Origin of the sequence: Streptomyces sp. CBMA156 (assembly GCF_014596515.1) — a bacterium.
GTDB lineage: Bacteria > Actinomycetota > Actinomycetes > Streptomycetales > Streptomycetaceae > Kitasatospora.
Map to the genome: position 1 here is coordinate 1 of NZ_MSJQ01000033.1, position 15,328 is coordinate 15,328.

At 74.7% G+C, this 15,328-nt stretch carries 14 protein-coding genes, 1 tRNA gene and 1 pseudogene; 9 read left to right on the plus strand and 7 right to left on the minus strand.

Features of this window, described 5'->3' with window-relative positions; translation table 11 throughout:
- Positions 1–69 precede the first annotated feature (69 nt).
- From BU198_RS02300 to BU198_RS02310, 3 genes are all read left to right on the plus strand, one after another.
- Entirely contained in the window at positions 70–525 is a 456-nt protein-coding gene (locus tag BU198_RS02300; protein ID WP_188295121.1) for a hypothetical protein, read from the plus strand.
- Positions 526–689: 164 nt separating this feature from the next.
- Entirely contained in the window at positions 690–1,328 is a 639-nt protein-coding gene (locus BU198_RS02305; protein WP_188295122.1) for an ATP-dependent Clp protease proteolytic subunit, read from the plus strand.
- A 1-nt stretch (position 1,329) separates the two neighbouring features.
- Positions 1,330–1,932 (plus strand): ClpP family protease, encoded by a 603-nt coding sequence (locus tag BU198_RS02310; protein WP_188295123.1) that lies wholly within the window; start codon positions 1,330–1,332, stop codon positions 1,930–1,932.
- A 68-nt stretch (positions 1,933–2,000) separates the two neighbouring features.
- On the opposite strand, the gene BU198_RS02315 is transcribed toward BU198_RS02310, so the two are convergent.
- A complete protein-coding gene (locus BU198_RS02315; RefSeq protein WP_188295124.1) occupies positions 2,001–2,453 on the minus strand; it encodes a helix-turn-helix domain-containing protein in 453 nt (150 codons plus the stop codon).
- Positions 2,454–2,735: 282 nt separating this feature from the next.
- Here BU198_RS02315 and BU198_RS02320 point away from each other — a divergent pair, with 282 nt between their 5' ends.
- Positions 2,736–3,278 (plus strand): hypothetical protein, encoded by a 543-nt coding sequence (locus BU198_RS02320; RefSeq protein WP_188295125.1) that lies wholly within the window; start codon positions 2,736–2,738, stop codon positions 3,276–3,278.
- 85 nt (positions 3,279–3,363) lie between these two features.
- Here the strand turns inward: BU198_RS02320 and BU198_RS02325 are convergent, their stop codons facing one another.
- Positions 3,364–3,804, minus strand: coding sequence for a hypothetical protein (locus tag BU198_RS02325; RefSeq protein ID WP_188295126.1), 441 nt, complete (start codon positions 3,802–3,804; stop codon positions 3,364–3,366).
- Between the two features lie 356 nt (positions 3,805–4,160).
- Here BU198_RS02325 and BU198_RS02330 point away from each other — a divergent pair, with 356 nt between their 5' ends.
- The 3 genes from BU198_RS02330 to dpgD all read left to right on the plus strand — a co-directional run bounded on the left by BU198_RS02330 (position 4,161) and on the right by dpgD (position 8,739).
- Complete coding sequence (locus BU198_RS02330) at positions 4,161–6,206, plus strand: hypothetical protein (RefSeq protein WP_188295127.1); 2,046 nt, start codon at positions 4,161–4,163, stop codon at positions 6,204–6,206.
- 68 nt (positions 6,207–6,274) lie between these two features.
- On the plus strand, positions 6,275–7,831 hold the full coding sequence (locus BU198_RS02335; protein ID WP_188295128.1) for a hypothetical protein: 1,557 nt from the start codon (positions 6,275–6,277) through the stop codon (positions 7,829–7,831).
- Positions 7,832–7,917: 86 nt separating this feature from the next.
- Entirely contained in the window at positions 7,918–8,739 is an 822-nt protein-coding gene (gene dpgD / locus BU198_RS02340; protein WP_317619929.1) for an enoyl-CoA-hydratase DpgD, read from the plus strand.
- Positions 8,740–8,846: 107 nt separating this feature from the next.
- On the opposite strand, the gene BU198_RS02345 is transcribed toward dpgD, so the two are convergent.
- A complete protein-coding gene (locus BU198_RS02345) occupies positions 8,847–9,944 on the minus strand; it encodes a condensation domain-containing protein (RefSeq protein WP_188295129.1) in 1,098 nt (365 codons plus the stop codon).
- Positions 9,944–10,798: an ATP-binding cassette domain-containing protein gene (locus BU198_RS02350; RefSeq protein ID WP_188295132.1), complete on the minus strand. Its 855-nt coding sequence runs from the start codon at positions 10,796–10,798 to the stop codon at positions 9,944–9,946. The genes BU198_RS02345 and BU198_RS02350 overlap by 1 nt, the downstream gene beginning before the upstream one ends.
- Before the next feature lie 165 nt (positions 10,799–10,963).
- On the opposite strand from BU198_RS02350, the gene BU198_RS02355 reads away from it, so the two are divergent.
- Together BU198_RS02355 and BU198_RS02360 are read left to right on the plus strand one after the other, a co-directional pair.
- Positions 10,964–12,292, plus strand: coding sequence for a VWA domain-containing protein (locus BU198_RS02355; RefSeq protein WP_188295130.1), 1,329 nt, complete (start codon positions 10,964–10,966; stop codon positions 12,290–12,292).
- 2 nt (positions 12,293–12,294) lie between these two features.
- Entirely contained in the window at positions 12,295–13,167 is an 873-nt protein-coding gene (locus BU198_RS02360; RefSeq protein WP_223243818.1) for a peptidase, read from the plus strand.
- Here BU198_RS02360 and BU198_RS02365 read toward each other — a convergent pair.
- From BU198_RS02365 to BU198_RS02375, 3 genes and pseudogenes are all read right to left on the minus strand, one after another.
- Positions 13,143–14,441, minus strand: coding sequence for a glycosyltransferase 87 family protein (locus tag BU198_RS02365; protein ID WP_317619930.1), 1,299 nt, complete (start codon positions 14,439–14,441; stop codon positions 13,143–13,145). The genes BU198_RS02360 and BU198_RS02365 overlap by 25 nt on opposite strands.
- Positions 14,442–14,811: 370 nt before the next feature.
- Positions 14,812–14,885 (minus strand) — tRNA-Ala (locus BU198_RS02370).
- 82 nt (positions 14,886–14,967) lie between these two features.
- Positions 14,968–15,328 (minus strand): annotated as a pseudogene (locus BU198_RS02375) (hypothetical protein); the annotation flags it as partial.

Sequence of the window (15,328 nt, forward strand, 5' to 3'; positions counted from 1 at the left end):
GGTCCGGCAGGCCGCCGGGCGGCACGACCGGTGGACCGCGCTCGTCGACGGCCTGCCCCCGGCCCGCCCGTGGCCGGACTTCCGGGCCCGGCACGACGCCGACCCGGCCGGCTACCCGGTCGAGCGGGCCCGGCAGGACCACCGGGCACAGCGTGGACCGCGCTCGTCGACGGCCTGCCCCCGGCCCGCCCGTGGCCGGACTTCCGGGCCCGGCACGACGCCGACCCGGCCGGCTACCCGGTCGAGCGGGCCCGGCAGGACCACCGGGCACAGCCCAGGTGTCTGGCCGCCGCCGGTACGGAGGAGTTCGCCCACTGGGACGGAGGCTTCGCGGAGCCCCGCGACCGTTACGCGGCCGCCGCCCGGGAGGCGGCCGTCCCGGGACACGCGCTGCTGCGCCTGGACGGGACCTGGACGGACGCCGACGCGGCGCCGTCCCGCGACGCGTACCTCCGGGCCGCCAACGGCTACCTGGACGATCTCGACGGCGGCACGATCCTGGTCGCCCTGGACTGCCACTGCTGACGTACCGGTGGGAAGCCCCGGTGCTCCCGGGCCGCCGTGCGCCGACGCCGGGCCGCCGGCTCTGCCCGTGGCGAATCTGCGGCGGGCAGAAGGGCGGCATCGGGGGCCCCTCCCGGGGCGACAGTGGGGTGGACGGCAACTCCGCCCCCGACCAGGGAGAGCAGATGGCTCCACTCACCGCAGCCCCGCCCCGCGCGGGGGAGGGCGACACCCCGCCCAGCCCCTTCGACGACCACCTGGCGGCGCAGCTGCTGGCCCAGCGGATCGTCCTCCTCGGCACCCAGGTCGACGACGTGTCGGCGAACCGGGTGTGCGCGCAGCTGTTGCTGCTGTCGGCGGAGGACCCGCGCTCCGACATCAGCCTGTACATCAACAGCCCCGGCGGGTCGGTCACCGCGGGGCTCGCCGTCTACGACACCATGCGGCTCATCCCGAACGACGTCTCCACGCTGGCGATGGGTTTCGCCGCCAGCATGGGCCAGTTCCTGCTCGCGGTGGGCTCGCCCGGCAAGCGGTTCGCGCTGCCGAACGCGCGGATCATGATGCACCAGCCCTCGGCGGGGATCGGCGGCACCGCCGCGGACATCGAGATCCAGGCGGAGAACCTCCAGTTCACCAAGCGGGCCATCGAGCGGATCACCGCCGAGCACACCGGGCAGAGCGAGGAGACGATCGCGCGCGACGGCGACCGGGACCGCTGGTTCACCGCCGAACAGGCCAGGGAGTACGGGATCGTGGACCGGGTGGTGGAGTCGGTCGCCGACATCCGCCCGGCCTCCTCCCGCCGACGGATGGGGCTGTGACATGGGCTCGTACACGGTTCCCTACGTCGTCCAGCGCACCGCGCAGGGCGAGCGGTCCTACGACGTCTTCAGCCGGCTGCTGAACGAGCGGATCGTCTTCCTCGGCACCGAGATCGACGACGGCGTCGCCAACGTGGTCATCGCGCAGCTCCTGCACCTGGAGGCGGAGAATCCGGAGCGCGAGATCTCGATCTACCTCAACTCGCCCGGCGGATCGTTCACTTCGCTGATGGCGATCTACGACACCATGACGTTCGTGCAGGCGCCGATCTCCACGTTCTGCGTCGGCCAGGCGGCGTCGACGGCGGCGGTGCTGCTGGCCGGCGGGGACCCGGGGCGGCGCTTCGTGCTCCGGCACGCGCGGGTGCTGCTCGGCCAGCCCGCCAGCGGCGGCCGGCAGGGGACGGTCTCCGACCTGAGCCTCGCGGCCAAGGAGATGGTCCGGATCCGCTCGCAGGTGGAGGAGGTCCTGTCGCGGCACACCGGGCACGACGCGGCGACGCTGCGCGCGGACATGGACCGGGACAAGGTGCTCACCGCCGAGGAGGCCGTCGCCTACGGGATCGCCGACGAGGTGCTGAGCCGGCGGCAGTTGTCCGGCTGAACCCGCGGCGGCCGGTACGGCGGTTGGCGCACCGCCGCCGTACCGGCCGTCTGCCGGGGCAGGGCGGGTCAGGCCACGAGGCAGAGGCCGTCGTAGCGCGCGATGGGCGACGCGGACGACGCGGACGACGTGCGGCTCCGGCCCACCCGGCTCGGGACGGCGTACCGGGCCAGCTCGTCCTGGGCGAGCGAGAGCAGGTCGCCGAGGCCGAGCCCGAGGGCCCTGGCGGCGGCCGCCAGCACCTCGGAGGAGGCTTCCTTGCGTCCGCGCTCCAGCTCGGACAGGTACGGCATCGAGATCCGGGCCGCCTCCGAGACGTCCTTCAACGTGCGTTCCTGGGCGAGCCGTTCGCGCCGCAGCGCGTCGCCGACCAGGTCCCGCCAGAGCGGCTCCCGCCGTACGGGCGGCTGCGGGACGGCCGTCGGCCGCTGCGGGGTGCGGCCGGTGCCGCCGGACGCGGGCGGCGAGGCCTGCGGGCGCAGGGGGATGACGCGGGCTTCGTTCGGCGCATGAGTGCTCACCCCTCCACCCTAGGCATCCGCGGCGCGGGGGGAAGGCGCCGGCGTTCTGCCCTGGGTGAAGCGGCGTGGGCGGGGCCGCGGGGGCCGTCGCGGGGGAGGCGCCCGCGGGGTGGCCGTGGCGCGGGCGGTTCCTTCAAAACCCTTTACTGTAAACGGAGTTGAGCCGCAAGGCTGCGGGTTCTGGCGTTGCGGGCCGGCCGTCGCGCTGGCATCCTCGGGCCGGGCGGTCCCGGTCTCGGGCGGGGCCTTCCGTCAGGGGTGGCGGGAACGGGGGAGGCGGACGTGTGGCGTGCGGCGACGCGGTGGCTGGCGGTGGCGCTGGCGGTGGCGATCCTGACCGGGGCGGTGGCGCTGGCCTGGTGGCTGGCCGCGGAGCGGATGAGCGCGGCCATGGGGCTGGGCCCGCCGGACGGTGTGGTGGTGGTGGAGGAGTGCTACGACGTGGAGGACGGTGAGGGCAACAGCGACGGCACCGACTGCAAGGGGCGGTTCACCCCGGCCGGTGCCTCCGCGGACGAGTCCCGTCCGATCGTGGTGCGGGGCGCGGTCAAGAAGCACCGGCCCGGCACCCGGCTGTCCGTGCGGCTGGCGCGGGGCAAGGCCTACGAGCCGTCGACGGCGCCCGCCATGAAGTTCGGCATCGGTGCGGGCCTGATCCTCACCCTGGGCGCCGTGCCGGCCGGGTGGCTGCTGGTCGGTGCGTGGCGCGGCCGGGCTCCCGAGGGTGAGTCCCTGGTGGTCGGCGTGGTCGGGGGCATGATGGCCGTCATCGTCCTGGGCATCGTCGTCGGGCTGTTCGCGGTCATCATCGTGTTCCTGTCCTGAGCGGGCCCCGCGCCGGAGGCCTCGCCGCCGGGCCCGGTCGTCGACGGCCGGGCCCGGCGGGTCAGCAGTTCAGCGGGTCACGGTCTCAGCAGGTCACGACCGCCGAGACGGTCGAGGTCGACGGTGACCAGCCGGGCTGCTCGATGCTGAACTGGGCGGTCACGGTCGTGCCGCAGGGCACGGTGCCCGTGATGCCGCCGACCTCGCTCCCGCCGGCCGGGATCACGACGGTCGGGGTGATGGTGGCCAGCGGCGGGCTGGTGACGCCCGTCGTGCTCAGCCGGAAGGAGACCGGCTGGTCCAGCCAGGACGAGCCGGACGGAGTGGCCCGTCCGAACGCGTACACCTGGTTCCCGGTCCAGTTGACGCAGGCTCTGACCGTGAGGTGGTTCGGCGCGCCCGGGCTCCCGCAGACGGTCGTGCCCGCCGTACGGGCGGTGGGCGCGGGGGCGGCGGAAGCGGTCTGGACGCCGGTCAGTGCCGCCAGGGCGGCGGTGCCGGCGAGAACGGCTGTGAGGCGGTTCAAGGTTGGTCCCTCCCTCGTCCGTGCTCCCGGCGGTTCACCGGGAGCACTGTGACATGTCACATTGCTGTGAAGGCATCGTGACAGGACTCCGCGACCGGGGTGCCGTCTCCGCACGGAAAACCCCCTCGGTGGGCGCATCCGGCCACCGAATGACCGGAACGGCCTGTCATGGCCCGGGTGAGGCAGGGGGCCGGAGGCGCACATGACGGCTCGTCACGAATTGGCAACCGAGGCGGCGACTGCGGCGATACGCCTGTGACGGACCGGCCGGCTCCCCTATTCTCCATGCGGCGCGACCGGCTCCCGGCGCGCCGGAGGACTGGGGGGTCGCGGTGCTTCTGGACGGACGAGCGGCCGTGTTCGAGGCCGTCGTTCCCTCGCTGGTCGGCCTCGAACTGGTGGGGCCCGAGCCGGGGAGCGGCAACCGGCTGCGCATCCCGGCCGGGACCCCGCTGCTGGTCGAGTGCACCGGCGGGCGGCTCACCGGCAGGACCACCCTCCTGAAGAGCCTGGAGGAGCGGTACGCCGAACGCCTGCCGCAGGCGTACGCGGACCTCGGACGCGCGGACTTCGGCCGCCCCGGCCTCGCCCTGCCCGCCGAGAACGAGGCGCCCCACCTGAGGAACGCCTCGCACGCCTCCGACCTGCTCTTCCACCTGCGCTACGAGCTGAGCCGGCGGGCGAACAGGTTCGGCGGGGGCCTGTCCTTCCCCCGGCTCACCCAGGGCCTGCTCGCCGTCACCAGCTGGCAGGCCGTCGGGGTCGGCGAACTGGAGGCCGCCGGCCGGCGCCTGGAGAGCCTGCTGCGCGAGAGCCAGCCCGACGCCCAGGTGCGCCGGGACAAGGTGGCGCGCTGGATCCGGCAGGTCGCCCCGAACCTGGGCGCCGCGGCCGGGCTGGGCGCCGGGGTCAACGAACTCGTCGCCTCGCTCGCCGACATCGTCGCCACCGAACTGCTCGGCGCCCGCGCCAACCAGAGCGGCCTGCGCTGGTGGGCCGAACGGCGGGTCAGCGCCCAGGGCGAGGCCCGCGTCCAGCTCTCCGAACTGGCCCGCGGCTTCCGCGGCGGCGCCCAGGACCGCGAGTCCGCCGAGCGGCACCTGATGGCCGCCCTCCTGGCCGACATCGACGACCACTACACCTGGGTGCGGCTGAGGAACCGGCTGCCGCGCCCGCTGCTGCTCCTCGACAACGCCCACACCCCGCTCGGCCGCCCCGTCCTGGACACCCTGACCAGGGTCTGGCACGAGGAGGGCGTCCGCACCAGACCCGGCGTGCTCGCCACCGCCCTGGCCACCGAACCGGCCATCACCGACCCCGCGCACCCCACCGCGTCGACCCGCGACGCCACCGGCCCGTTCTGGCGGGCGGACCGGCCGCAGACCGCGGACGGCTGGACCCTGCGACTGCCCCTGGCCCCGCTGACCCTCGACGAGGTCCGGCGGATGTTCGGCACCGACCACCCCGAGCCCGGCACCGTCCAGCTGATCCACCGCCTCGGCGCCGGACGGGCCGGCATCGCCCACGGCCTGGTCCAGGCCGCCCGGCGCTCGATCCGCCTCGGACAGGACCCCGCCCCCCGCACCCTGCTCGACCTGCCCGCCGAGGACGAACCCGGCACCCCGGTCCACGAGCGGCTGCTGCGCCTGCTCGTCCCCGCCGACACCGCCCGGGCCCGCCTGGCCCACTTCGCCCCGGCCCTGGACTACGAGGCCGCCTACGCGCTCGGCACCCGCTACCCGCCCGGCGACGACGGGGCGCTGCGCGTCCAGGAGACCAGACAGCTGCTGGAACGCGACCGCTGGGGCGCCCGCCCGTGGCCGGGCGGCGGAGCACCCTTCGTCGGCGACCCCACCCTGCGCGCCCTGCTCGTCCACCACCTGGTCAGCCGCCTCGCCGCCGCCCCCGGCGCCGGGCCCTGGCACGACATCCACGCGACCCTGCGCGAGCGCTACGCCCACCCGGGCACCGCCGAGCCCGACGACCGCTCCCTGCACCACTCGCTCGCGGTCCTCGACACCGGCATCGTCGTGCGCACCCTCCACCGGCGCCTGGCCCGCCAGGACGCGGCCACCTGGCTCGCCACCCTCAACCTGGTCTGCGCCGCACCGCAGCCGCCCGGCAACCTGGCCGTCACCGCCGCCCGGCCCGAGGACTGCCCGGCCTGCGGCGGGGCGAACAGCCCCGTGCACCAGGCGGTCGAACTCCTCGTGTACGGCCTGTGGCGCCAGTCGCACCCGCTCGCCCCACCCGACCCGCGCCTGATCGACAGCGTCCAGCTCCAGCTGCTCACCCTCGCCCAGCACAGCGGGCCCGCCGACCAGACGGTGTTCTTCCGGGCGTACGAGACCTGGCCGCAGCTGCTGCGGCGCTGGATCCAGGCCCCCCACCTCCCGATCTGAGGAGACTGCCGCCGATGAGACTGTCACCGAGGAGACTCTCACCGAGGAGAGTGGCGCCGAGGAGAACGGTGCCGAGGAGGGTCCTGCCGTCCGGGCCCCTGAACCGCGCGCTGGTGATCACCCTGGCCGTCGCCGTCCTGACCGCCGGCGGCTACCTGGGATACGAGTACGGGATCGCCGACGACCCGTCCTGCGCCCCCGGCGTGACCGAGCGCGGACCGCAGCACGAGTGCGTCGGCGTCACCGACGGCGCCTACGTCTTCACCGACGAACTGCGGCAGGTCACCGCCCGCATCAAGGCCGAGAACGACCGGGTGGCCGGCAGCTCGCCCGTCACCGTCGCGCTGATGATCCCCATGACCTCCGACGCCCCCGCCGAGCGCCGCGAACTGGTCGAACAGGTGCAGGGCGCCTACCTGGCCCAGCACTGGGCCAACGACGACGGGAACAGCAACAAGCGGCAGCCCCCGATCCGGCTGGTGCTGGCCAACCCCGGCCGCGGCTACAAGGAGTGGCGCACCGTCGCCGACCAGCTGGCCCGGGCCGCGACCGACGACGGGCAGAACCTGCGGGCCGTCGCGGGCATCAACATCAGCATCACCGAGACCGAGGAGGCCGTGCGCTACCTCACCGCGGACAAGCACATCCCGGTCGTCGCCGGCCCGATGACCGCGGACGACATCAAGAACACCGCCGCCGACCCGCGCCGCTACCCGGGACTGGTCCGCATCGCCCCCGGAAACTCCGACCAGGCGGGCGCCCTCAGCTCGTACGGGGCGAACATCAAACCCGAGGAGTCCCTGGTGATCGAGGACACCCGGGACAACGACAACTACCTCGCCACCCTGCGCCAGGTCTTCGAGAAGCTCACCAAGGGCGCCCCCAACGCCCCGGAGACCTACCAGTCGCCGCCCGACTTCAACGACGAGGGCAACCTCGCCAACAACTTCCACCAGATGGTGCCGAGCATCTGCACCTCCGCCGCCACGACCCTCTACTTCGCCGGCCGCCCGGTGCAACTGCGCCAGTTCCTGGTCGAACTGGGCAACCGGAAGTGCAACAAGCCCTACACGGTCATCACCGGCTCGCACGCCTCCACCCTGATGGTCGACGCGAAGTTCGCCGACAAGTGGGACGCCCTCACCACGGGGGCCGGCATCACCGTGCGCTACACCGCCCTCGCCCACCCCGACAGCTGGGGGGAAGGGAGCACCGCGGCCACCGGCGGCTCCAAGGACGCCTCGAAGGAACTGGCCGACCTGCTCGGCAGGCCCGACACCAAGGCCCCCGACGCGATCGGCCCCGCCGACCTCCGCGACGGCCGCGTGATCATCACCTACGACTCGGTCTCCACCGCCGTCGCGGGCATCCGCAACCAGACGGTGGGGGACGTGAAGACGCCCTCGACCGACGACGTCGTCCAGAGCTGGCGACGGCTGCACGGCGGCAACCGGGTCGACGGCGCGAGCGGCTGGATCTGCCTCGACCAGTACGGCAACCCCTACAACAAGGCCGTGCCCATCGTCCACCTCGACCCGGCCACCAGGAACGCCGTCCTGGACACCCTCGCCTGGCCACTCGGCCACGCCCCCGACGCCAACTGCTCGATCGGCAGCGACGGCTGACATCTATAGGAGCATCCCCGCCACACCGTCGGGACCACGGCACGGACATCCGCGCAACCGCCCGCACCCACCGGTAGCCTGCCCGCGTGGACCCCGTGAACGACGAAGCCGAGGCGGACCGGCCCGTGCTCTACGAACGGGCCGGGCACGTCGCGCGGGTGACCCTGAACCGGCCCCGGGTGCTCAACGCCATGGACCTGCGGATGCACGCCGAACTCGGCGCCGTCTGGGACGAGGTCGAACGCGACGACCGGGTACGGCTGGTCGTGCTCACCGGCGCCGGCGACCGCGCCTTCTCCGTCGGCCAGGACCTCACCGAACGCGCCCGCCTCGACCGCGAGGGCGCCGAACCCACCACCTTCGGCTCGCGCGGCCTGCCCGGCTGGCCCCGGCTGACCGAACGCTTCTCCCTGTCCAAACCCGTCCTGGCCCGGGTCTGCGGCTACGCCCTCGGCGGCGGCTTCGAACTGGTCCTCGCCTGCGACCTGGTGATCGCCGCGCAGAGCGCCGTCTTCGCCCTGCCCGAAGCCACCCTCGGACTGGTCCCCGGCGCGGGCGGCGCCTTCCGGCTGGCCCGGCAGATCCCGCTCAAGGCCGCGATGGGCCACCTGCTCACCGGACGCCGGATGACGGCGGACCAGGCCCTGGCCTTCGGCCTGGTCAACGAGGTCGCCCCGGACGACCGGCTGGACGAGTGCGTCGAACGCTGGAGCGCCGACCTGCTGCGCTGCGCACCGCTGTCGCAACGCGCGCTGAAGGAGGCCGTGATGCGCTCGCTGGACCTGCCGCTGGACCAGGCCTTCACCACCCGCTACCGATGGGAACAGGTCCGCCGCGCCAGCGAGGACGCCAGGGAGGGGCCGCGCGCCTTCGCGGACAAGCGCGACCCGGTGTGGCGCGGGCGCTGACACCGCCCGCCGCCTGAACGCCCGTTCTCCCGGTCCGGCCCGTCGTCGGGCCTGGCCGGGCCGGGAGAACTCCACCCCGCTCCGCTCCGGAGCGCGCCGGGGCCGGGTCAGTCGCCGGCCGCGCCGCCGAAGGCGGATTCGAACTCGTCGATGTCCTCCTGACCGAGCGAGATCAGCGAGAAGTCCGACGGGGTGTGACCTCCGGGGCCCTCGGAGGCGTGCCGGACCAGGCCTTCGAGCACGGCCTGCCAACGCTCGGCGAGGTCGCCGAGCTCCTCCCCGGTGAGCAGCCCACGGGGAGACTCCAGGACGAAGCGCAGCTCCGGGCCCTCCGGCAGGTCCCGCGCCGCACCGTTGATCTCCAGCACGTGCCGCAGCGGCATCGAGGCGTCGACACCGCCCTCGGGCGACCCGTGCCCGGCCGCCGGCGTCCACGGCCGCGCACCACCGCGCCCGGCCCCCGCCGGCACCGGCCCGCCGCCGCCCCCGGCGTCCGCATCCGGTCCCGAACCACCGAACCGGCCCAGGTAGTTGAACCCGATCTGCGGCGCCGCGAGGGGCTCCAGCACCGCGGACGTCGCCGGGTTCAGGTACCGGAGCAGGCCGAAGCCCAGACCGTCACCGGGCCGCTGCCGCAGCTGCTCCTTGACCCGCTTGATCAGCCGCGCCGCGTCCTCGCCGCCCGCCCGCACCTCGGCCGGGTCGACCGGCCCGGTCTCCAGCCACACCGGGTGGACGGCGGTGAACCAGCCCACGGTCCGGGTCAGGTCCATGGACTCGTCCAGCGGCACCCGGCCGTGCGCCTCCCGGTCGATCAGGAAGCCGTCCGGGACCGGCCGCCCGCGCGCCCGCAGCCACTCGTCCAGCGCCGCGGTGAGCCCGGACAGCAGCACGTCGTCCACGCCCGCGTGGTACGCCTCGGGCAGCGCCGCCAGCAGCGCGCCCAGGTGCACCCGGACCGGGCCCGCCGCCGCCACCAGACAGGCCCGCGAGGCCGGCGGCTCCGCACCCAGCACGCTGCGCACGTACCAGGCACTCACCGGCAGCAGCGCCCCCGCGCCGAGGCCGAGGCTGCCCAGCAGCGGGTCGCCCGCCGCCACCCCGACCACCATCAGCAGCGCGTACGCCAGGAACGGCGGCAGCCAGGCGTGCGAACGCAGCAAGAGCTCCAGGTGGTACCGGGTCAGCGCGCCGATCCGCGCCATCACCGCTCCCCCTCCCCGAGCCGGCGCACCGCCAGCACCCGGACGGACGGGCGGCCCAGCAGCAGCCGGCGCAGCATCGCGTCGGAGTGCGCGGCCGGCACCACCAGCCGCACCGCCGTCCCGGCCAGCGCGGTGACCTCCGGCGCCCCCGGCAGCGGCGCGGACAGCGGGGCACCGTCGGGGACGTCCACCTCGATCTCCATCACCGGTCCGCCGTCCGGCACCGGCTCCGCCGCCCGCGCCTCGACGGGCCGCACCGCGCCGTCCGTGCCGACCAGGTAGGCGGCGCTGGTCAGCCCGGCCAGCCGGGCCGGGTCGTGGTCGACGAACAGCACCGTGCCGCCCGCCGCCGCCCGCTCGGCGGCCGCCTCGTCCAGCACCGCCCTGGCCTCCGGGTCCAGCCCGGTCCAGGCCTCGTCCAGCAGCAGCACCCGCGCCTCGGGGAGCAGCGCCTGGGCGACCGCGACCTTCTGGCAGGTGCCCTTCGACAGCCGGCTCAGCGGCGTGCCCGCCCGGTCCGCGATGCCGAACCGGTCCAGCCACTCCCCCGCCCGCTGCCGGGCCCGCTCCGCCGACAGCCCGTGCACCCGGCCCACCCGCAGCAGGTAGGAGGCGGCGTCGAACGGCAGCGCGGGCGGGAAACGCTCGGGCACGTACGCCGTCGCTCCGGGCCGCACCACCCGGCCCGTGCTCGGCCGCTCGATCCCGGCGGCCAGCCGCAGCAGCGTCGACTTGCCGCTCCCGTTCCGCCCGGCGATCCGCACCAACTCACCCGGCCCGACGGCCAGGTCGACCCCGCGCAGGATCCATTTCCCGCCCCGCCCGTACCGTTTCCCGACGGCTGTCAGCTCCATCACGCCCCCGCTCCGGCCCGTTGCCCCCAGCAGGCTATCCAGCCCGGGTAAGACCGCTGTGAGCATCGACTCCCCCTTCACGCGCCGGAGTTCACGCCCGAGCCGGCCGGGGCACGATCCGGGCTCGTTTCGCCACGGCGAACTGATGATCCCTAGGATCGGCGGGTGACTACCGGACGACGACCACAGACCAGGCTCGGCAGCCTGCTGGCGGCCCTGGCGATAACGGGAGCCTCGCTGCTCCTCGGCCTGCCCGCCCACGCCGACGAACCATCAGCCGGCGCCGCCACCGCGCCCAGGGAGGCCCCCCGGGTCGATCTCGTCCTGGACGTCAGCGGCTCCATGCGCGAGGCCGACATCCAGGGCAAGAGCCGCATCTCGGTGGCCCAGCAGTCGCTGAACGAGGTGATCGACGCGCTGCCCGCGGAGACCGAGTTCGGCATCCGCACCCTCGGCGCGACCTACCCCGGCAACGACAAGGCCCAGGGCTGCCTTGACACCAAGCAGCTCTACCCGGTCGGCAAAACCGACAAGGTCGAGGCCAAGACCGCCGTCGCCACCCTGCGGCCCACCGGCTTCACCCCGATCGGCCTGGCCCTGCGCGGCGCCGCCCAGGACCTCGGCAAGGGCGAGACCACCCGCCGGGTGGTGCTGATCACCGACGGCGAGGACACCTGCACCCCGCCCGACCCCTGTGACGTCGCCCGCGAGCTCGCCTCCCAGGGCATCCACCTGGTGGTCGACACCCTGGGCCTGGCCCACGACGACAAGACCCGCCAGCAGCTGCTCTGCATCGCCAACGCGACCGGCGGCACCTACACCGACGTCCGCACCCAGGAGCAGCTCACCGACAAGGTGAAGCAGCTGGTCGACCGCTCCAACGACACCTACACGGTGGCCCCGGTCAAGACCGCCGGCACCGACAAGTGCGAGAACGCCCCCGTGCTCGCCCCCGGCGTCTACACCGACCGCGAGAAGTTCTCCGAGCACCGCGTCTACAAGGTCCCGGTCAAGTCCGGCCAGGAGCTGCGCGCCTCCGTCAGCGTCGCCCTCGACCGCCCGGTGGCCAGGGACTACGGAGTGCTGCTCCAGGCCACCAGCGCGACCGGGCAGGAACTGGTCCGCGGCACCGACGCCGGCAGCGGCCGCACCGACGTGGCCTCCACCGGCCTGCGCTGGTCCACCGACGACTCCAAGGGCTACGTCACCGCGAGCCCCACCGCCTCGAAGGACTCCAAGGAGAAGCCGGAGACCACCGTCTGCCTGGTCGTCAGCAACTCGCTGGCCCCGCAGGCCGGCGTCCAGGCCGACCCCGGCCTGCCGCTGGAGCTGACCGTCGACCTGGCCTCCGCCTCGCCCGCGCCCGAGGGCGCCGCGATGGGCCTGGGCCGCGGCTGGATCCTGCTGCTCACCCTCACCCTGGCCGGTCTGGCCTTCGGCCTGCTCTTCGGCTGGATCGCACGCTGGCGGATCAGCGTCTGGCGGGAGAACTGACCATGCGTACGACGCTTCGCGGCGCCCTCGCCGCCCTCGCCCTGCTGCCCGCGCTCGCCCTGGGCACGCCGGCCGCCTCGGCCGCCTCGCCGTCCCCCACGGCCGGCGCGAACGGCACCCCGGCCCCGGCCACCAAGGCCGGCACCTCCTTCCTGACCGCGGTCAACCTGTCCCCCGGCCAGGACGCCAACGTCTCCGTCTCCACCGGTGACTACCTGTACTGGGCGTTCGGCGCCTCCGAGGGCCAGACCCCGACGGTCGGCCTGACCGTCAACCTGGCCCCGGCCGCCGACCGGCACGGCCCGCAGACCTGGTCCGTCGAGGTCTTCGACGGGCTGCGCCGCCGCCAGTCGTGCACGGCGGGCACCCAGAACGCCACCGCCGACCAGAGCGCCGGCACCCTGGCGCTGAACTGCACCCTGCGCGAGGTCCGCACCTGGGCCGAGCCGTGGTCCGGCGACCCGCTGCCCGGCACCTACTACGTGCGGCTGTCGGTCAACGACGTCCCGCAGCCCGACCTCGGTCTGGCCTCCTCGGTCCGGCTGCACGTCACGGCCAAGGGCGACGCCGACAACGCCCAGCCGGAGGGCGGGGAGCTGAAGGCCCCGCTGGTCCCGCCGGCCGGCGGCGGGGCGAGCACCGCCAAGGCGGCCGCCCCGGTGGCACCGGAGGAGCACTGGTACACCGGCTGGTTCTCCGGCTGGAACAGCCGCTGGTACTGGACGATCGGCGGCGGCTTCCTGGCCGCGCTGGCCGGCGTCCTCGGCTACAACCTGACCCGCCACCCGCGCGGGCAGCGGCCGGGCCGCTACGGCGCCGTCCCGGCCCAGGGCGCCCACCAGAGCGGCAGCTACACGGGCTCGGACCGCCCCTGAGGCACTCGGGAGGGCCGGCCGGACGTCGTTCCGGCCGGCCCTCCCGCATGTCCGGACCCACCCGGCCCCGGGCCGGCCGTCAGCGCGGGATCGCGGCCCGGCCCGGCGGCCGACAGCACCCCGGCCCCGCCGCCGGCGCCGTCCACGGCCGGCCGCCTGGCCCGGTACAGCCGCACGCCCAGGACCGCCAGGACGGCGATCGCGATCGACGGGTAGACCGCGCCGGGCAGCTGCCAGTACCAGGCGACCCCACGGCCCCACCGCATGGAGGACGGCACCCTCCACATGGCGTGGGAGAGGAACACCAGCACGGTCAGGCCGAACAGCACCTGTCGGGCCCTGCTCCCGGCCTCCGACGCCAGCAGGGCGATGAGCGGGACGCACCAGACCCAGTGGTGGGTCCAGCTGATCGGCGAGACCAGCAGCGCGGTGAGCGCGGCGCAGACCGCCCCCCAGGCGTCGGCCCTGCGCAGCACCCGCGCCGAGCGTCCGGCCGTCACCGCCACCCCGAGCCCGAGCGTCCCGGCCAGCGCCGGGGCGACGAGCCCGACCAGCCCGGGGTCACCGGCGTCGAGCAGCCGGCAGACGGCTCCGCGCAGCGACTGGTTGTCCACCAGGACGGTCGAGCCGACCCGGCCCGGGTCCCAGAGGTAGCCGGTCCAGAACCCGTACGAGGCGTCCGGCAGCACGGCCCAGCCGGTCAGGCCGGCCGCCAGGAAGGTGCCGGCCGAGACCAGGGCTGCCCGGACCCGGCCGGTCAGGAGCAGGTAGACGGCGAACAGGCCGGGAGTGATCTTGACGGCGGCGGCCAGGCCGATGCCCACGCCCTTGCAGCGGTCGCGGTCCGGGCGGGTCAGGTCCCACAGGACCAGGCAGAGGATGCCGAGGTTGACCTGGCCGTACCGGAAGGTGGTGAAGACCGGCTCCAGCCAGATGCCGAGGCCGGTCGCCAGGACCACCACGGCCGCGCGGTGCCGCCTCGGCCGGCCGGCCAGGTCGAGCGACAGGTGGACGGCCGTCGCGAGCAGCGCGTAGTTGAGGAGCATCACCAGGACCCGCAGGGTGCTCACGTCGAACCAGGTGCTCGGCACGAAGAGCAGCGCGGCGAACGGCGGGTAGGTGGCCGGCAGGTCCCAGCCGGGCAGCCGCATCGCGTACAGGTCCTCGCCGCGGACGACGGCCCCGCCCTCGGCCCGGTAGACCAGCATGTCGACCATGGAGGCTCCGAGGGTGTGCCGGAACCAGGCGAACACCGCCAGTGACACGGCTGCCACGCAGACCGCGGGGAGGGTCCGGGAACTCGGCCCGCCGGCTCCCGCGGCGCCGCCGGACCCCTCCGGGCCCGACCGCCGTGCCCACCGCTTCAGACCGAACTCGCGCACCGCGCTGGCACCCCGTCGAGATGGACCGGATCGTCTCCTCGCCAGCCTCCGGGCCCGCCCGCCGCGACCGGCCCCCCTGGAGCCCAAACGGCGTCAGAATCGAACCCGGAAGGGTGGTGTGACCTCCCCCACAGCCGACCGCGGCCACCCGCGACCACCCCGGAATCGCCCCCGCCGCCCGGCCCGGCTCCCAAAACGCGAAATCCCCCCGGGAGTTGCCTCCCGGGGGGATTTCGTCGACCGGCTGAGCCGGCCTGTCGGGTGGAGCTGAGGGGATTCGAACCCCTGACCCCCTCGATGCGAACGAGGTGCGCTACCGGACTGCGCCACAGCCCCAACGAGAAGAAACTCTAGCACCTTTCGAAGGTGGTCCGTGACCACCCCCCGATCGCGCTGCTGGTCGGGGGGCGGCCGGCCCTCATTCGTTGGCCGCGCGCGGGCGCGACTCGGGAGCCTGCGGCTCGGCGTACTGGTCGAACAGCGGGGTCTTGCGGGACTCGGCGGGGCGGCCCGCGGTCCAGGTGCCGGGAGCCGACAGGTCGAGGCCGCGGGAGACCCGGGGGGCGACCGGAGCGGTCACGTAGGTCGGCAGCGGGACGGGCACCGGCTCCCAGGAGTCCGGGCCGGCCGCACCGCGCTCGCGCATGCCGTCGACCCACTCCTCGTGCTCGGTCGCCTCGGCCACCGCGGACGCCGAGGACACCGAGACGGTGACCTGCTCGGGGTCGGCGGCCAGCCGCAGGTGCGGACGGCGCGCGGACCGCTTCCCGGCGGGCGCG